This is a genomic window from Sutcliffiella horikoshii, from assembly GCF_019931755.1.
GTDB lineage: Bacteria > Bacillota > Bacilli > Bacillales > Bacillaceae_I > Sutcliffiella_A > Sutcliffiella_A horikoshii_E.
Genome location: NZ_CP082918.1, coordinates 3,065,415 through 3,084,476, shown reverse-complemented (window position 1 = coordinate 3,084,476; position 19,062 = coordinate 3,065,415). Strand labels below are relative to the sequence as shown.

16 protein-coding genes are annotated in these 19,062 nt (G+C 42.2%); 15 read left to right on the top strand and 1 reads right to left on the bottom strand.

Annotated features, from left to right (window positions below):
- Positions 1-117 precede the first annotated feature (117 nt).
- The 7 genes from lonB (at position 118) to K7887_RS15845 (ending at position 8,831) form a co-directional block, all read left to right on the top strand.
- Entirely contained in the window at positions 118-1,803 is a 1,686-nt protein-coding gene (lonB, locus tag K7887_RS15875) for an ATP-dependent protease LonB (RefSeq protein ID WP_223490476.1), read from the top strand.
- 244 nt (positions 1,804-2,047) lie between these two features.
- Positions 2,048-4,372: an endopeptidase La gene (gene lon, locus K7887_RS15870; protein WP_223490475.1), complete on the top strand. Its 2,325-nt coding sequence runs from the start codon at positions 2,048-2,050 to the stop codon at positions 4,370-4,372.
- Positions 4,369-4,953 carry a ribosome biogenesis GTP-binding protein YihA/YsxC gene (gene yihA / locus K7887_RS15865; RefSeq protein ID WP_064100159.1) on the top strand — a complete coding sequence of 195 codons (585 nt, stop codon included), beginning with the start codon at positions 4,369-4,371 and terminating at the stop codon, positions 4,951-4,953. Before lon ends, yihA begins: the two co-directional genes overlap by 4 nt.
- Positions 4,954-5,026: 73 nt before the next feature.
- Positions 5,027-6,229 carry an alanyl-tRNA editing protein gene (locus K7887_RS15860; protein ID WP_223490474.1) on the top strand — a complete coding sequence of 401 codons (1,203 nt, stop codon included), beginning with the start codon at positions 5,027-5,029 and terminating at the stop codon, positions 6,227-6,229.
- Positions 6,230-6,526: 297 nt separating this feature from the next.
- On the top strand, positions 6,527-7,306 hold the full coding sequence (locus tag K7887_RS15855) for a transporter substrate-binding domain-containing protein (RefSeq protein WP_223490473.1): 780 nt from the start codon (positions 6,527-6,529) through the stop codon (positions 7,304-7,306).
- A 119-nt stretch (positions 7,307-7,425) separates the two neighbouring features.
- Positions 7,426-8,088: an amino acid ABC transporter permease gene (locus K7887_RS15850; RefSeq protein ID WP_223490472.1), complete on the top strand. Its 663-nt coding sequence runs from the start codon at positions 7,426-7,428 to the stop codon at positions 8,086-8,088.
- A gap of 11 nt (positions 8,089-8,099) precedes the next feature.
- Entirely contained in the window at positions 8,100-8,831 is a 732-nt protein-coding gene (locus tag K7887_RS15845; protein WP_223490470.1) for an amino acid ABC transporter ATP-binding protein, read from the top strand.
- A gap of 271 nt (positions 8,832-9,102) precedes the next feature.
- On the opposite strand, the gene K7887_RS15840 is transcribed toward K7887_RS15845, so the two are convergent.
- Positions 9,103-9,585, bottom strand: coding sequence for a LiaF transmembrane domain-containing protein (locus K7887_RS15840; protein ID WP_223490468.1), 483 nt, complete (start codon positions 9,583-9,585; stop codon positions 9,103-9,105).
- Between the two features lie 250 nt (positions 9,586-9,835).
- Between K7887_RS15840 and hemA the strand changes: the two genes are divergently transcribed.
- The 8 genes from hemA to ysxE all read left to right on the top strand — a co-directional run bounded on the left by hemA (position 9,836) and on the right by ysxE (position 19,059).
- Positions 9,836-11,206, top strand: coding sequence for a glutamyl-tRNA reductase (gene hemA, locus K7887_RS15835; RefSeq protein WP_223490466.1), 1,371 nt, complete (start codon positions 9,836-9,838; stop codon positions 11,204-11,206).
- Positions 11,207-11,221: 15 nt separating this feature from the next.
- Entirely contained in the window at positions 11,222-12,055 is an 834-nt protein-coding gene (locus tag K7887_RS15830) for a cytochrome C assembly family protein (protein ID WP_010195815.1), read from the top strand.
- A 38-nt stretch (positions 12,056-12,093) separates the two neighbouring features.
- Positions 12,094-13,026: a hydroxymethylbilane synthase gene (gene hemC, locus K7887_RS15825; protein ID WP_223490464.1), complete on the top strand. Its 933-nt coding sequence runs from the start codon at positions 12,094-12,096 to the stop codon at positions 13,024-13,026.
- The gene (locus K7887_RS15820; RefSeq protein ID WP_223490462.1) at positions 13,026-13,772 is read left to right on the top strand and encodes a uroporphyrinogen-III synthase; all 747 of its coding nucleotides are present in this window, start codon (positions 13,026-13,028) and stop codon (positions 13,770-13,772) included. Before hemC ends, K7887_RS15820 begins: the two co-directional genes overlap by 1 nt.
- A 1-nt stretch (position 13,773) precedes the next feature.
- Complete coding sequence (gene hemB / locus K7887_RS15815; protein WP_088019025.1) at positions 13,774-14,754, top strand: porphobilinogen synthase; 981 nt, start codon at positions 13,774-13,776, stop codon at positions 14,752-14,754.
- 184 nt (positions 14,755-14,938) lie between these two features.
- The gene (hemL, locus tag K7887_RS15810; protein WP_223490460.1) at positions 14,939-16,228 is read left to right on the top strand and encodes a glutamate-1-semialdehyde 2,1-aminomutase; all 1,290 of its coding nucleotides are present in this window, start codon (positions 14,939-14,941) and stop codon (positions 16,226-16,228) included.
- Positions 16,229-16,675: 447 nt separating this feature from the next.
- The gene (gene spoVID, locus K7887_RS15805) at positions 16,676-17,935 is read left to right on the top strand and encodes a stage VI sporulation protein D (RefSeq protein WP_223490458.1); all 1,260 of its coding nucleotides are present in this window, start codon (positions 16,676-16,678) and stop codon (positions 17,933-17,935) included.
- Between the two features lie 83 nt (positions 17,936-18,018).
- On the top strand, positions 18,019-19,059 hold the full coding sequence (gene ysxE / locus K7887_RS15800) for a spore coat protein YsxE (RefSeq protein WP_223490456.1): 1,041 nt from the start codon (positions 18,019-18,021) through the stop codon (positions 19,057-19,059).
- The last annotated feature ends 3 nt before the right edge of the window (positions 19,060-19,062 follow it).

Sequence of the window (19,062 nt, the reverse complement as noted above, 5' to 3'; positions counted from 1 at the left end):
ATACCCTCCAATCTTTCCGCGAGAAGCCTATTTTATCCAAATATTTTTTATTGGATTATTACCCAATCCCACGGAGATACTACCATATAATCACATCAAGAATGCAGGAGGGTTTCTATGTCTTTTACAGGTATAGCACTGTTCATACAGCTTTTCTTCGGGGTCATCATCGGTCTTTATTTCTGGAACCTGCTCAAAAACCAACGGACGCAAAAAGTAACGATTGATAAAGAATCAAAAAAGGAAATGGAACAGCTAAGGAAGATGAGAAGCATTTCATTATCAGAACCACTCGCAGAGAAAGTAAGACCAACAAGCTTTAAAGAAATCGTGGGACAAGAAGACGGCATTAAGGCCTTAAAAGCTGCTATTTGTGGACCGAACCCGCAGCATGTCATCATTTATGGACCTCCTGGGGTAGGGAAAACTGCCGCAGCAAGACTTGTTCTTGAAGAAGCAAAAAAGAATCCAAAGTCGCCATTCAGAGGATCGGCCGTTTTTATCGAGTTAGATGCTACAACAGCCCGATTTGATGAAAGAGGGATTGCAGATCCGCTAATTGGTTCTGTGCATGATCCAATCTACCAAGGTGCCGGAGCAATGGGGCAAGCTGGAATACCGCAGCCAAAGCAAGGAGCTGTAACCCATGCTCATGGAGGGATGCTTTTCATTGATGAAATTGGTGAACTTCATTCCATTCAAATGAACAAATTACTTAAAGTGTTAGAAGACAGAAAAGTGTACTTAGACAGCGCATACTACAGCGAAGAGAATAATCAAATTCCAACCCATATTCATGACATTTTCCAAAATGGCCTGCCGGCAGATTTCCGTCTTGTCGGGGCAACCACAAGAACACCTAACGAAATTCCACCTGCCATTAGGTCCAGATGTATGGAAGTTTTCTTCCGTGAGTTAGATCAAGAGGAGTTGGAGGCAGTTGCAAGAAATGCAGCTTCCAAAATCAATATGCTGGTGGAAGAAGAAGGTATCAGTCTCCTTGCCTCTTATACAAGAAACGGGCGTGAGGTGGTAAACATGATGCAGATTGCATGTGGACTGGCTATCACAGAAGACCGTGATACTGTAAAGGTGGCTGACATTGAATGGGTGATCCACTCCAGTCAATTAGCACCGAAATATGAAAATAAGATCAAAGAAGCGGCACAACCTGGACTTGTCAACGGCTTGGCGGTATTTGGACCAAACTCAGGCGCTCTTCTTGAAATAGAAGTGACGGCAATCCCAACCGAAGAGAAAAAGGGGACTGTAAACATCACAGGAATTGTGGAAGAAGAAAGCATGGGCAACCAAGGTGGCAAATCCATCCGCAGAAAGAGTATGGCAAAAGGTTCTATCGAGAACGTCATAACCGTATTAAGAAAGCTTGGGGTTCCTGCTGCTGATTACGATATCCATGTGAATTTTCCCGGGGGAATCCCAATTGACGGGCCTTCTGCAGGAATTGCGATGGCAACGGGAATCTATTCTGCCATTTTCAAAATTCCAGTCAGCAACCTAGTAGCAATGACAGGAGAAATCAGCATCCACGGAACAGTCAAACCAATCGGCGGAGTCATTCCGAAAATTAAAGCGGCAAAACAGGCTGGTGCCAAGAGAGTCATCATTCCAGCTGATAACATGCAATCGATTATAAAAGAAATTGACGGTATTGAAGTCATCCCGGTAAATGAATTCCAAGAAGTTTTGGATTTAGCCTTATTACGAGAAAAGATTACCGAAACAAACGTAGAAAGCATTTTACACGCACCAATCAGCATCCCAAAAACAGAATCCATGTAAAGGGTGGGCAGGCCTTGTGACGGTCTGCCTGTTTTACATATACTAAGGCTTACTTATTGCACTCAGGTCTTGAAAAAGGTAAAATTTTTACTACCGTTTCTTTATTAACTAAGGCAAACTTGTAAAAGATAATAGAACAATACTTCTTTTGCAGGTTAAACTGTCTCTTTAATTAGACAGGGCAATTTAATTAGGATAGAATTGAACAAAGATACATAAAGGAAGAGCGTACGGGGGTGTTACCATGGCAACAAACAAGGAATATCATGTTCCATTATTGCCTTTAAGAGGACTGATGGTCTTTCCGACAATGGTTTTACATTTGGATGTCGGAAGGGAAAAGTCAATAGAAGCGTTAGAACAAGCAATGCTTGGGGACGATATTGTCGTTCTTTCTACACAGAAAGAAGTGGGAACCGACAATCCCGCAAAAGAAGACCTATATACTTGGGGTACTTTAACAAAAGTAAAACAAATGTTAAAACTTCCAAATGGTACGGTCCGTGTCCTGGTAGAAGGACTGGAACGTGCGAAAATTGAAGAGTTTATCGAAAAAGATACACACTGGGAAGCCAAACTATTGACCTATCCGGATACAGAAGAGAAAGACCCGGAAGATGAAGCCTTGATGAGAACTTTGCTGGACTATTTCCATACATACACAAAGCTCTCCAAGAAGACAACAATCGAAACATATCATACCGTTTCTGATATAACAGAGCCTGGAAGAATGGCCGATATCATTACATCTCATTTACCTGTCAACATGAAAGAAAAACAGGATATCCTGGAAACACGAGATGTAAAAGAACGTCTGAACAAAGTAATCAAGCATGTGAACAATGAGAAGGAAGTACTGCAACTTGAGAAGAAAATCGGCCTCCGAGTGAAGCGTTCCATGGAACGTACACAAAAGGAATATTATCTTCGCGAACAGATGAAAGCAATCCAGAAAGAGCTTGGGGACAAAGAAGGAAAAGGCGGCGAAATCGAGGATCTGAAAGAGAAGCTTGAAAAGATCGGAATGCCGGAAAATGTGAAAAAGACCGCATTGAAGGAAATCGACCGCTATGAAAAAATTCCATCCAGTTCTGCAGAAAGCTCTGTTATTCGCAATTATATTGACTGGCTGTTGAACCTTCCATGGACGGAAGCGACAGAAGACCAATTGAATATTATCAGAGCGGAAGAGATTCTTAACGAAGATCACTTTGGATTGGAAAAAGTGAAAGAACGCGTCTTGGAATACTTAGCTGTTCAACAGCTGACGAAGTCCTTAAAAGGCCCGATTCTTTGTTTGGCAGGACCTCCTGGTGTCGGTAAAACCTCTCTGGCACGTTCGATTGCAAAATCATTGGATCGCAAATTTGTCCGCGTCTCCCTTGGTGGAGTTCGGGATGAATCAGAAATCCGAGGCCATAGAAGAACCTATGTAGGAGCTATGCCAGGTCGAATCATCCAAGGAATGAAAAAAGCGGGAACCATCAACCCTGTTTTCCTTTTAGATGAAATTGACAAGATGTCCAATGATTTCAGGGGAGACCCTTCCTCTGCGTTATTGGAAGTATTAGATCCTGAACAAAACTTTAATTTCAGTGACCACTATATTGAAGAACCATATGATCTTTCTAATGTCATGTTCATTGCAACGGCAAACAATTTGGCTACCATTCCTGGACCGTTACGAGACAGAATGGAAATCATCACAATTGCTGGTTACACGGAAATAGAAAAGTTAAACATTGGAAAAGACCATCTGCTTCCTCGTCAGGCAAAGGAGCATGGATTACAGAAGAACCTGTTGCAAATAAGAGATGAGGCATTAATGTCCATCATCCGTCACCATACCCGTGAAGCGGGAGTCCGTAGTTTGGAAAGACAGCTTGCTTCTATTTGCAGAAAAGCAGCCAAACTTATCGTTTCCGGTGAAAAGAAAAGGGTAGTTATCACAGATAAAAACCTTGCCGATTTCCTTGGTAAGCCTAAATTCCGTTATGGACAAGCAGAAGAGGAAGACCAGGTTGGTGTGGCGACAGGCCTTGCATATACAACCGTCGGTGGCGATACACTATCGATTGAAGTGTCTCTATCACCAGGTAAAGGAAAACTTATGTTGACCGGTAAACTTGGGGATGTCATGAAAGAGTCTGCACATGCAGCATTTAGTTTTATCCGTTCAAGAGCGGACGAATTGAATATTGACCCTGATTTCAATGAGAAAAATGATATTCATATACATGTCCCAGAAGGTGCTGTTCCAAAAGACGGTCCTTCCGCGGGAATTACGATGGCCACTGCCTTGATCTCAGCATTAACTGGCAGACCGGTCAGAAGAGATGTTGGTATGACAGGTGAAATAACTTTAAGAGGGCGTGTGCTGCCAATCGGCGGTTTGAAAGAAAAATCCCTAAGTGCACACCGCGCCGGCTTAAAAAAGGTTATACTACCTAAAGAGAATGAAAAAGATTTGGATGATATTCCAGAAAGTGTGCGCAAAGATTTAACGTTTGTTTTAGTATCACATTTAGATCAAGTGTTAGAACACGCATTAGCAGGAGAGAAAAAATGAAAGTAACACAAGCAGAAATAGTAATAAGTGCCGTTAAACCAGAGCAATACCCAAGTGAACTTTTACCGGAATTCGCCTTGGCGGGCCGTTCCAATGTAGGAAAATCATCTTTTATCAATAAGATGATCAACCGTAAAAACCTTGCGAGAACATCCTCCAAACCAGGAAAAACGCAGACATTGAACTTTTATCTGATCAATGAAATGCTGCATTTCGTTGATGTACCTGGTTACGGATTCGCTAAAGTACCAAAATCCGAGCGAGATGCATGGGGCAGAATGATGGAAACCTATTTAACAAGCAGAGAACAGCTACGTGCAGTCCTGCAAATAGTGGACCTTCGCCATCCCCCATCCAAGGATGATGTCACGATGTACGAATACTTGAAGCACTATGAGCTTCCAGTTGTCGTCATTGCGACGAAAGCGGATAAAATCCCTAAAGGGAAATGGCAAAAGCACTTAAAAGTAATAAAAGAAACCCTCGGAATGGAAAAAGGGGACGAACTAATCCTCTTCTCTTCCGAAACCGGACAAGGCAAAGATGAAGTCTGGGGTATGTTGCAAAAAAGAATGAAGTAAAAACCGAAACTGCGCATCAGAGTAAAAACTACTCTGAACGCAGTTTTTTGGTTTAAAGCCAGGAGTGATATTGATGGAAAAGTTATTTTATCAAGACCCTTACATACAGACATTCACCACCACATTAATAGAACAATCACAAGACGAATCCGGAAAATGGTATGCCATACTCCAACAGACCGCATTTTACCCAGAAGGCGGCGGGCAGCCATATGACACAGGAACACTGAATGACAATAAAGTCATCGAGGTACAAGAGATCAAAGGGGAAATCAGGCATTACATGGAGCACCCACTTCCACAAATAACAAAGGATGTTAAGGGAAATATCGATTGGGAAAGACGATATGACCATATGCAGCAGCATGCAGGACAGCACCTATTATCTGCTGCTTTTGAAGAACTATTTTCATACAAAACCAAAAGCTTTCACCTGGGCAAAGAAGTGTCCACCATTGACCTCGATATTAATGAGTTAACGGAACAAGAAGTTCTGGAGGCTGAAACACTCGTTAATAGAATTATCCTTGAGAACCGTAAGATAGAGTGCAAATGGGTCACACAGGATGAGCTATTGAATTACCGGCTAAGAAAAGAGCTATCCGTTTCTGAAAATATCCGAATTGTCATCATACCGGAATTTGACTACAACGGTTGTGGAGGAACACACCCTCATTCAACAGGCGGAGTAGCTTCTCTTAAAGTTCTTTCATTAGAAAAACAAAAGGACATGATCCGTGTATCCTTTGTTGCAGGAAATCGTGTGTTGAAGCAACTCCATGAGAAACAGCAGGTAGTTCTAGAGTTATCTTCATTATTGAATGCTCCTCAAAATGGTATGGCAGAAGCAGTCACAAGAATGTTGGGGCAAAGTAAAGAACAGGCAAAAGAACTAAAAGAGATGAAAGAAAGGCTTCTGGAATACGAGGCAGCTGCTCTTTTTTCCAAAACGGAAGTAATTTCAGGTCGGACAATATTAAAGTCTGTGTTTCAAAATAAGGAAATGGCAGAACTCCAAAGTATCGCACGGAAATTAGTTTCTGCTAGAGATGACATCAACGTGTTTCTTGTAGCTGAAAATGCAGGCAAGCTGCAATTTGTTGGAGCTAGAGGAAGCAAATCTAATATGAACATGAAGTCTATCGCCAAAGAAGTCTTTGCTTTCATAAATGGAAAGGGAGGCGGCAGGGAAAACTTCGTCCAAGGCGGGGGAGAAACAACAGTCACAGGGGACAAATTGATAGAAGAAATTTCGAGAATTATATCAAACGTTTAAAGATTAAAATAGATTTCATAGCTTACATGAGATAAAGGCTATGGAATCTATTTTTTTGTTTTTAAAAAAGTAAGAAAAATTTCGAAAAATATGTTTATTAGATTGAAACATTAGGGAATAGGATGTACAAGGAGCAATTCCGAGCATACATACGGTACATAGGTAGCCAGGTCTTCTGAAGTTGGAATTTACAGAATTATTAACAAATATGAAATTTAAGCTTATTTGTGGTAGTTTTCCGTAATTGTTAACATAAAAGGGAGACGAAAAAATGGACACTAAGGGGGATTTTGGAAATTGAAAAAAAGGGTATTGTTAGTCACGTTATTTTTGTTGTCTACCATTCTTGCAGCATGCGGTGGTAAAACGACAACAAGTGAAGGGTACGAATTAGTAAAGGAAGACAAGTTTACATTTGCTTCTTCAGGAGAATTTGCGCCATTTAGTGTTACAGACGGTTCCGGAAATATGACCGGTTTTGATATCGAGGTCGGGGAAGCTATTGCAGCTGAGCTTGGGTTGGAACCAGAGCAGGAAAAGTACACTTTTGCGAGTATTGTTGAAGGAGTAAAGAATGGCCGCTTTGATGCTGCGGTTGCGAGTCATACGATTACGGAAGAAAGATTAAAAGAAGTGGACTTCTCCACACCGTACTATTATTCTGGCGCTCAGATTTTCGTGCGTCCTGACAGCGACATCCAAACCATGGATGACCTAGAGGGAATGGAAATCGCCGTTTCCAGAGGCTCCACTTATGCAGATTTAGTGGAGGGTGTATCTGATAATATCGTAAACTATGATAGCGATGTTGTTGCATTAGAGGCACTTAACAATGGCCGTCATGATGCAGTGGTAACGGATTTTGTTACCGGTCGTGAAGCAATCGGATCCGGAATGGAACTGGAAGCTCGCGAACTATTGGATCGCAGTGAACAGGCTGTAGCAGTAGCAAAAGGTAATGAAGCCTTATTGGAAGCTATTAATGAAGCGCTTGAAACATTACGTGAAAACGGAAAACTAAAAGAGATAAGTGAAAAGTACTTTGGTGAAGACATTACTTCAGACCCGGGTGAGTAATAGCAGATCAGTGAATAAATAATCCTGTCTCTGAAATGTGTGGTGTTCATTCACCACACATTTTTTATCAGCTTGAACCATCACTTATCACACAACAGAATAAAGGAGTGAAGCAAAGTATGCCCAGTTTAGCACATTTTATTGATGTTTTCTTCAGTACATACGATATGTTTTTAAGAGGGATGCTGAAAACCCTTCAAATTACAGCCATTTCAATTGTTATTGCACTTTTTGTCGGGTTATTTTTCGCCTTTCTTAAAATATCCAAGATTAAAGTACTTGAATGGATCGCCAATACTTACATATATCTTGTACGTGGAACTCCGTTAATTGTTCAAATCTTTGTTTTCTACTATGGATTGGTGCAGATGGGAATCACTGCATTCTGGTCCGTCACATTGGCTCTGGCCTTCCATAATGGGGCCTATATTGCCGAGATTTTCAGGGGAACCATTCAATCGATTGACAAAGGACAAATGGAAGCCGGACGATCTTTGGGTATGACCCGCAATCTGGCGATGAGAAGAATTATTTTACCACAGGCTTTCAGAAGGGCACTACCGCCACTTGGAAATCAATTTATCATCTGTTTAAAGGATTCATCCTTAGCAGCATTCATCGGCTTCTACGAACTGTTCAATGTAGCGCAAACACAAGGTGCTAACAGCTTTGACTATATGACTTATCTGTTGGTAGTTTCTGTTTACTACTTATTCCTTGTAGGGTTGATTGGAATCTTTGTTAATCTGTTGGAAAGAAAATTCTCAGTAAGTGATAGATAGGAGGTAGGGTAATGAGTAATAAAATTGAAGTCGTAAACTTAAATAAATCGTTCGGAGACCTACATGTTTTAAAAGATATTTCCTTGACGGTAAAGAATAAAGAAGTTGTCTGCCTGATTGGTGCCAGCGGATCAGGTAAAAGTACTATCCTCCGCTGCTTGAACTTTCTTGAGATGAAGGATAGTGGCACAGTGGTCATAGATGGTAAGGAAGTGGATGTAGAAAAGGACAATTTAAATAAAGTCCGTCAAAAAGTCGGTATGGTGTTTCAGCATTTTCATCTTTTTCCTCACAAAACAGTTTTGGAGAATGTTATGGAAGCTCCTGTCCAGGTCGAAAAGTTAAAAAAAGAGGAAGCCAGGAAAATTGCATCTGACCTTTTGGCAAAAGTAGGTTTGTCAGACAAAGAGAATGTATATCCCGAAAAGCTCTCAGGCGGACAAAAGCAGCGTGTGGCAATCGCCCGTGCCCTTGCCATGAGACCGGATGTAATGCTCTTTGACGAACCAACATCCGCCCTTGACCCTGAACTGGTAGGAGAGGTTCTTAAAACCATGAAAGAACTTGCCGAAGAAGGCATGACCATGGTCGTCGTCACCCACGAAATGGGATTCGCACAAGAAGTCGCCGACCGTGTTATCTACATGCACGACGGCAAAATCGTCGAAGAAGGCCCCCCACAGGACCTCTTCAACAACCCAAAAAACCAACGAACAAGAGACTTCTTGGAGGCTGTTCTGTAACTACAAAAACAATTGGGTGAAGTAGATTTCCCCTGTTTCCTGGAGTGCAAGGTGTGAGACTCCTGCGGGGGATAACGGTAGCTTGAGACCCCGCAACTCAGTGAGGAGGCTCAAGCACCGTCCCGCGGAAAGCGAACACCTGGAACGAAAGGAAACAGGGAGTACAAAAGGAACTTGCCGTTTGCGGAAATCAACAGCGGTGTCGAAACAACAATTCAACAAAAAAGACCTACAACAACGGAATAACACTCCATTGCTTGTAGGTCTTCTCTTATTTCTTCTTAAAGACAAAAAACGCACCAATCAAAATCAACAAAACCGGCCAAAAAGTATGTAAACTAGCAACACCAGTCTCTACCACACCCAACATCTCCATAAACGTATCGTAGAAAAGAAAGAAACTGGCAAGAATACATAACAGAACTCCTTCAAACATCCCGCCCTTCGTTTTCTGCGAACGGAGAATAAAGCCAACACCAATAATCAAAATGATAACCGCAAAATGATCAGGCCAAACATCTACCTTATCTTTAAGCTGAAAATGCAACCCAATTCCTAATAGTACAAACCCAGGAAGTATATTAGGATAATCACTCTGTTTATAAGCTTGTAATAAAAGTGCAATTCCTGTAATAACAAGAATAGTGGACCAGTGCAGCATCCCTTCCCACAACACAATGTTTAATTGTTGTAACAGGAAATATGCACCAAAAAATAATAAAAGCAAACCAGGTAGAAAGCTATTTTTCTTCATATTTTCCTCCTTGAGATTGAGGCTGAAACCTTGATTCTACAATGAAATTCTGTTAATGTACAAGTTGGTGAATAAAAGAATTGTAATGTTTGTAATATATAACTAAGAGAAACAATGAAAACGGTGTATTTTCTTGTATCCTAATTACTTAATTGGAAACTATTTGTTCACATTTTAACAAAAGTATCTAGCATTAGTCATGTTATAATTTTAGTAGATGATATTATTTTTTGTGGGGGTGTACGAACAAGTGCATATCATAGTAGTCGGTGTTAATTATAAAACGGCCCCTGTTGAAATACGTGAAAAATTGACATTTAATCCAGCTGATCTGAATAAAGCAATGGTAGCTCTGAAGGACCAAAAGTCCATCTTGGAAAACATCATTGTTTCTACCTGCAACCGAACGGAAGTCTATGCAGTAGTCGATCAGTTGCATACTGGACGTTATTATATTAAAGCTTTCCTTGCAGACTGGTTCGGTCTGGACAAGGAAGAGTTTTCTCCTTACTTGAACATATACGAACATGACGGGGCAATCGAGCATTTGTACCGGGTGTCCTGTGGATTGGATTCCATGGTGCTTGGGGAAACGCAAATCCTTGGTCAGATCCGTACAAGTTTTCTTGCCGCACAAGAACATAAAACGGTCGGAACCATTTTTAATCAATTATTTAAACAAGCTATCACTTTAGCTAAACGTGCGCATTCCGAAACAGATATCGGATCCAATGCGGTTTCTGTCAGCTATGCAGCAGTGGAGCTTGCTAAAAAGATTTTCGGGGATTTAAAGAACAAGCATGTATTAATTTTAGGCGCAGGGAAAATGGGAGAACTCGCCGTCCAGAATCTTCACAGCAACGGGGTAGAAAAGGTTACGGTCATTAACCGTACCTTAGAAAAAGCAACAAACCTGGCGAATCGTTTCGCAGGCCAGGCAAAGTCCATGCAGGAGCTTTCCTGTGCGTTGGTAGAAGCGGATATTCTTATCTCTTCTACCGGTGCCAAAGACTATGTTCTAACTAAAGACGATATGACCTATGTCGAGCGTATGAGAAAAGGGCGTCCACTCTTCATGGTGGATATTGCGGTTCCACGTGATTTGGACCCGGAATTGGATAAGCTAGAGAGCGTCTTCTTATACGATATTGATGATCTTGAGGGAATCGTCAATGCCAACTTAGCAGAACGCAAAAAAGCGGCAGATGAGATTGAGCTGTTCATAGAAGAGGAAATTGTGGAATTTAAACATTGGTTGAACACACTTGGTGTGGTTCCGGTCATTTCCGCATTACGTCAAAAGGCGCTGGATATTCAATCCGAAACGATGCAAAGTATCCAACGAAAACTTCCTCATCTATCGGAACGTGAGATTAAGGTCTTAAATAAACATACGAAAAGCATCATCAATCAGATGCTGCGTGACCCGATTTTACGAGCGAAAGAACTTTCAGCAGAATCTGACGCAAAAGAATCTCTAGAACTGTTCACTAAAATCTTTAATATTGAAGAGGCGGTTCAACAAGAAGTTCAAACACAGTACTATGCTGTGAAAAAGGAGAAGAGTTCTTCTGCTCCTGTAGGAATTCCGCTTCCTCAAGCTGCGACATACAGGTCGTAAGAGAGGCTGTTAACTATGCTAGAGATGACAATCGCAAGGCTGTACGAATTAACGATTCTTCTATATGCCTTAAGCGTGCTCTTATATTTTATTGATTTTCTTCAACATAACCAGAAGGCAAATAAAACAGCCTTCTGGTTACTTGCAATTGTATGGGTATTGCAAACGGTTTTCTTATTTTTACGAATGCTTGATACCGGACGATTTCCAATATTGACGCTTTATGAGGGAATGTATTTCTATACATGGGTATTGATTACCTTTTCGCTTGTCATTAACAGAATTTTACGGGTGGACTTTATTGTATTTTTTACAAATGTGATAGGATTCCTTGTATTGGCCCTGCACACATTCACACCGATTCAACATGAATCACAAGTGGTGGCACAAGCGTTGGTATCTGAATTACTTATCATACATATTACGATGGCAATCTTATCCTATGGTGCCTTCTCCCTTTCTTTCGCTTTTTCCTTGCTTTATGTCATTCAATATCGACTGTTGAAGGAGAAAAAGTGGGGCAAGCGGTTATTACGCATTCAGGATTTGGCGAAACTTGATCATATGTCCTATGTATTGAATGTAATCGGAGTACCGATGCTATTGCTGTCGTTAATTTTAGGAAGCATTTGGGCGTCTGTAAAATTGTCCGAATTTCAATGGTATGACATGAAAGTGATTGGCTCTTTCATTGTCATTACCGCATACAGTTATTATTTTTATCAAAGACTTGCCAAAGGAATAAGCGGGAAGGCTATTGCGAGCTGGAATATCGCTGCGTTTCTAGTCGTCCTCATCAACTTTTTCCTGTTCGGTAGATTATCAAATTTTCATTTTTGGATTTTATAGGATATAGGAATCCCATTGGCTTTGGGTAAGGAGGAAATATGAGAAAAATAATTGTAGGTTCTAGAAGAAGTAAGCTTGCTTTAACCCAAACGAACTGGGTCATCGATCAATTGAAGGCATTAGGTGCGCCTTTCGATTTTGAAGTAAAGGAAATCGTAACAAAGGGAGACCAAATCCTTGATGTAACCTTATCAAAGGTTGGAGGGAAAGGCCTTTTTGTAAAAGAGATCGAACAAGCAATGCTAGATAAAGAAATAGACATGGCCGTCCACAGCATGAAAGATATGCCTGCAGTTTTACCGGAAGGGTTGACAATCGGATGCATTCCTTTCCGTGAAGATCACCGCGATGCGTTCATCTCTAAGGACCATGTGAAATTTGCTGATCTGCCGAGCGGTTCCATTGTCGGAACAAGCAGTCTGCGCCGTGGTGCACAACTACTTGCAAAACGTCCTGATCTTGAGATCAAATGGATTCGCGGAAATATTGATACACGCCTTGCAAAGCTTCAAAACGAAGACTATGATGCCATTATTTTAGCAGCAGCAGGCCTTGCACGAATGGGATGGTCAAAAGATGTTGTGACAGAATTCCTTGATGAAGATCTATGCTTGCCAGCTGTAGGACAAGGGGCTCTTTCCATAGAATGCCGTGAAGATGATGCAGAATTACTAGAGACTCTAGCACTTTTCACAGATTCTGTTACACAAAAAGCGGTAATCGCCGAGCGTGCTTTCCTTCATAAAATGGAAGGCGGATGCCAGGTGCCGATTGCGGGATATGCATCTGTTGGCCAGGATGACAACACCACCCTGACGGTTCTCGTAGGTGCTCCAGATGGTTCTGTTTTATATAAAGAGAGAATCACAGGAACAGATCCTGTGAAGGTTGGATTGGAAGCTGCGGAGAGTCTTACTGCGCAGGGCGGAAAGAAATTAATTGATGATGTAAAAAAGGAGCTGAATCAGTAATGGATCGTACTTTGCCTTTAGCCGATAAACGCATTCTTATTACAAGAAGCAAAGAGCAGGCAAGGTATTTTTCCAAGCAGATCGCAGCACTCGGAGGGACCTCGCTTGAAGTCCCTCTTATTCAATTTCAGCATGTTTCGGATACTAAAAAGGTCACAGCTGATATTGAATCTTACATAGAAGACTTTGAGTGGATTGTGTTCACTAGTGTAAATGGTGTGAAGTACTTTTTTGAAGTCTATCAAGGGCGCTTGCCAAACAAGATTGCAGTGGTTGGAGTAAAAACAAAACAAGCATTAGAGTCGCTCGGTTATAAAGTGGACCTAGTACCGAAACGTTTTTCAGCCGAAGATTTAATAGAGAGTTTTGAAAAAGAAACCATAAGTTCTGTCTTGCTCATTCAGGGCAATCTTGCACGACCCCTTTTGCGTGAAGAACTTAGTAGAATAGGGTACAATGTTAAGCAGATAGTCGTATATGAAAATGTGATTCGAGTACCAGAAGAAAACGAATGGAAATGGTTAAAAGAGGGAAAGGTTGACCTATACACATTTACCAGTCCTTCTACCGTACATAACTTTATGGAACTATTCGGACTGCCAGATGGTCCGGTAGCAACCATTGGTCCGATAACAAGAAATGCTGCCGAAAAGGCGGGAATAAATGTGGCAATCAGTCCATCTGAGTACACAATGGACGGTCTGCTAGAAGAAATCGTGCAATATTTTAAAAGGGAGGATACATAATATGAAAGACTTGCAATTTAATCGTCATCGCAGATTAAGAAATTCAGATAACATGCGCTCACTTGTGCGTGAAACATATTTACATAAGGAAGATTTTATCTACCCAATCTTCGTGGTAGAAGGGGAAAATATCCGAAATGAAGTTCCTTCCATGCCAGGCGTGTTCCATCTTTCCTTGGATCTGTTAAATGCAGAAATGGCAGAAGTGACGGAACTGGGCATTAAATCAGTTATTGTTTTCGGTGTGCCGAAAGAAAAAGATGAAGTGGGAACGCAAGCCTACCATGAACATGGGATTGTGCAACAGGCGATCACTCAAATCAAAGTGCACTTCCCGGAACTTGTTGTCATTGCAGACACATGCCTATGCCAATATACGTCCCACGGGCACTGTGGCATTGTGGAAGAGGGTAAAATCTTAAACGATCCAACATTGGACTTGCTTGCTCGCACAGCAGTGAGCCAAGCGCGAGCAGGAGCGGATATCATTGCGCCGTCAAACATGATGGACGGCTTCGTTGCCGCAATCCGCGCAGGCTTGGATGAGAACGGCTTTGAAGATGTTCCAATCATGTCCTATGCAGTTAAATACTCCTCTGCATTCTACGGTCCTTTCCGTGATGCAGCGCACAGCTCTCCTCAATTCGGAGACAGAAAAACCTATCAAATGGATCCTGCCAACCGTCAAGAAGCACTACGTGAAGCAGAGTCTGACATGCTTGAAGGAGCGGACTTCCTGATTGTGAAACCTGCCTTGGCATACTTGGACATCATCCGTGATGTAAAAAACAACTTCAACGTACCAGTTGTAGCCTACAATGTGAGCGGAGAATACTCCATGATCAAAGCGGCAGCAATGAACGGTTGGATCAACGAACGAGAAGTTGTAATGGAAAAACTAATCGGCATGAAACGCGCTGGTGTTGACTTAATTATTACCTACTATGCAAAAGATGTTGCACGATGGTTGGATGAGAAGTAACAATAGAATGAGTGGATTGGAGCGGAAGGCACTTGACTCCTGCGGGAGGAAGGGACAGGGAAGACCCCACAGGCGCAGCCGAGGAGGCTTCCGGACCGCCCGCGGAAAGCAAGTGCCTGCAGCGTAAAGGAACGGTTAAAATAAGTTGTGATCCATTTCAGATAAAAGAAAGGATGATAGAAGAATGAGAAGTTATGAAAAGTCTAAAGAAGCTTTTATAGAAGCATCAAAGCTGATGCCAGGCGGCGTAAACAGCCCAGTACGTGCCTTTAAATCAGTCGATATGGACCCAATCTTCATGGAGCGAGGAAAAGGCTCCAAAATATACGATGTAGACGGTAACGAATACATAGATTATGTCCTTTCTTGGGGACCACTAATTCACGGCCACTCCAATGACCGCGTAGTGGAAGCAATCAAAAAGGTAACAGAATCAGGGACAAGCTTTGGCGCTCCGACACTTATTGAGAACGAACTCGCAAAGCTTGTAATTGAAAGAGTACCTTCCATCGAAGTAGTGCGTATGGTAAGCTCCGGTACGGAAGCAACCATGAGTGCGCTTCGTTTGGCGCGTGGATACACTGGACGCAACAAGATTATCAAGTTTGAAGGCTGCTACCACGGCCATGGTGATTCCCTGCTGATTAAAGCCGGTTCTGGCGTCGCTACACTTGGTTTGCCAGACAGCCCTGGTGTTCCTGAGGGTGTCGCGCAAAACACAATCACCGTGCCTTACAATGACTTGGAGAGCATCCGTTATGCATTCAAGGAATTCGGAGACGATATCGCTGGTGTCATTGTAGAGCCTGTTGCAGGTAACATGGGAGTGGTTCCGCCACAACCAGGTTTCTTGGAAGGCTTACGTGAGGTAACGACTGAATATGGCGCAGTGTTGATCTTTGATGAGGTAATGACTGGTTTCCGCGTGGATTACCATTGTGCTCAAGGATATTACGGCGTAACACCTGACTTAACATGTCTTGGTAAGGTAATCGGCGGAGGACTACCTGTTGGTGCATACGGCGGTAAAGCAGAAATCATGGCGCAGATTGCTCCAAGCGGCCCGATCTACCAGGCTGGAACATTGTCCGGTAACCCGCTTGCCATGACAGCTGGATATGAAACCTTGGCACAACTGACTCCTGAAACATATAAAGAATTCGGCAAAAAAGCGGATCGCTTAGAAGAGGGGATTGTCGCGCTAGGTAAGAAGTACGATGTCCCTGTATCTGTAAACCGTGCAGGTTCCATGATTGGTTTCTTCTTTAATAGTGAGGAAGTTGTAAACTATGATGTGGCAAAGTCTTCCGATTTAAGTTATTTCGCGAAGTTCTTCCGCGAGATGGCAAACAACGGAGTATTCCTGCCACCTTCCCAGTTTGAAGGTTTGTTCTTGTCCACAGCTCATACAGATGAGGATATTGAAAAGACATTGGATGCGATTGAAAAATCGTTTGCTGCGATTAAGGGATAATGAGATTTGTTTTATCTGCCCGCTCTTATGCATGGTTAACATGCATATGGGCGGGTTTTTACATTTGGTTTTGGTGGGAGGGGGTTGAGGATGCGGAGTAGGGGCTGGTTGTGCAATTCCAAAGCGAGCTTCTACATTTCCCGGATTACCTTCTACATTTCCCAGCCTCACTTCTACCGTTCAAAAGAAACCTTCTACACTTAACCCTAAAACCCCCAACCAAAATACCCCCAAAACCAAACAACTTAACATCAAATTCAACACAAAATCATACAATCTACTAACCACCTCTAAATTCAAAGTCCCCTTCGACATACACCTCAAATCTCCTGCAAGGGTCTGACCCCCCTTCATAAATTTCTTCCAACCATTCATATTCTCCGAAATCTCATCATACATCTTTATTGATATAGTAAATTTTTGATAGGTGTGAAAGGAGGAACCCCTTTGTCTTCAGATCAGCAATCGTGCTTGCGGTTTTCAGTTGAGGAATCTATATGGTTTCAAAAGGGACAGGAAGTATCTGAGCTCATCTCCATTGCGTTAGATCCTGATATACAAATTTATGAGCAGGACCAATACGTTTCCATACGTGGAGCTTTATTATTAACGGGGGAATATCATGTGAATGCAGAGTCGGACGATGAGGAGGAGTATCAACCTCAAGCCCGTGTTGTACAGGAAGTAGAGCAGCGGGAGGATGGCGTCTGCGTATTAAACCATCGCTTTCCGGTGGATATTACGATACCTTTGAACAGGATCCAGAGTTTAGACGATATTTATGTGGCCATTGAGTCATTTGATTACAGCGTCCCAACTCGTGGTTGCCTGCAATTGGATGCGGAGCTGTCTATCTCTGGTATTTACGGCCACCAACAAAGCGCACCGGCCTGGGAAGAGGAGCAAGAAAGTGTAGAAGAATCGTTTGAATATGAAGTGGAACCTAACCGGGACCATGAAGAAGCATATGCTTCACAAAATCAAGCACCGCAATATGAGCAAGAAGCACCAGCACCAGCACAACCTCAAGCAGCAGAAGCAGAAGAAGAGGAAGAAGTATTCGAGTACGAACCAATGTATCGCAGTGCAAACTCCGATAATGAGTACGAAGAAGATACCTACCAGTACTATACTGAGGACGATGAAGACGAGGAAGAAGAAATCCTCAATCAAGATGAGATAGATAGAAACATGCAATACAATTATGACGACGATGGCGAGTACGCCCCGTTTGAAGTGGAGGCAAGAAAAGCTCCGGCGGTAGAAGAAGAAGCGCCATATAATCCTGCAGACTATATTTATCAGAATAATGCGGAGGATGCTTATGCTCCGCTACATTCCTTGCATGCAGGTAATCACCACCAGAACGAGGAAGAGGCATCAAATGTTGTTTCCTTCTTTGATAAAAGGAAGGGCCAACAGGCGGTTGCAGATCCACAGCAATATGACCATGAGGATTATTCCGATGAGCCACGAGATGAAAATGATTTATCTCTCACCAAAATCTTTGCTGATGAAGGTGGAGAAGATTTCACTAAATTAAAAATTTGTATTGTGCAGCAAGGGGAGTCCATGGACCATATTGCTGAACGATATGATGTGTCCATTCAGCAGTTGATTAGGGTCAATAGGCTTTCCACAGATGATCACATCAATGAAGGGCAATTGTTATATATTCCGGTAAAGGCTTCCTCTAAGAGTCAATAACCGGCTTTAGAGGAAAGTGAGGAGGGGGTGACCTTTCTCACTTCTTTTTTACCTGAAAATATTAGAGGAAGTGAGTTATCGCGATGCAGACAAATGAGCAAAGCGTAGAAGAGCTAGTGTATCAATATGGCATCGTACCTGAATATATAGAGCAGCATAGTGGAGTATGGAGGGTTGCGACGAATAAAGGTGCATTTGCCCTCAAAAAAATAAAAAAAGAGCAGGCATATCCTTTGTTCCGTAATATTCATTCCCTGTTCCAGCGTGGTATTAAAACGGTTGTTCCCATCTATCAAACAAGGCAGGGTTATTATTTTATTGAGAGTTATTCGGATGCCTACTACTTGATGCCGTGGATTGAGGATAATGAAGAGAGGGAACTGGACTTTAAAGACAGTATGATGTTTAAAGAACTGGCCAAACTTCATAGCATGACAGTTCAAGAGAAAGAGTACCCTGAAGAAGAGATTACAGCCTTTTACGACCGAGTTTCAGAAGAATGGACGAAAGAGCAACAGGACTTAGAAAAGTTTGTGGATGTATGTGAGAAGAAGCTATATATGTCTCCTTTTGAGCTCCAAGTTTGCACATACGCCCATGAAGTATCGCTTGCCCAGAAATTTTCCCTGCAAAAGCTGGAAAACTGGCAAGAGGCGGTAAAGGAAACGAAGAAACATCGTGTGGCCATGACACATGGAAGGGTCTCGTTTCATCATTTTGTAAAGGATTCAGAGGGCAGGGGTTATTTTATAAGCTGGGAGCGAGCAAAACAAGCGGCACCTGCCAACGACATTATCTCTTTTTATCAACGATATTTAAGAACGTATCCACTTTTCTGCGATGATTGTATTGACTGGTTCTATGAATATCAAAAGGGATTTAGTCTGCAAGATTATGAAAAAGATCTTACACTAAGTTATCTTTCCCATCCCGCATCGTTTATGCAGGCAGTAGGGCAGTTTCAACAGCCTCCGAACCCAAACCAAAGAAACGCCCATTCGGAACGGGAATTGGTGAAAAAAATTCAGGGAAGCTACTGGCTAGCCAAAAATATTGAATATGTGGCAGGCAGGATCAATCAGATTGAAGAGCAAAACAAAAACAAAGAGGCCCAAACCAGTTAACCT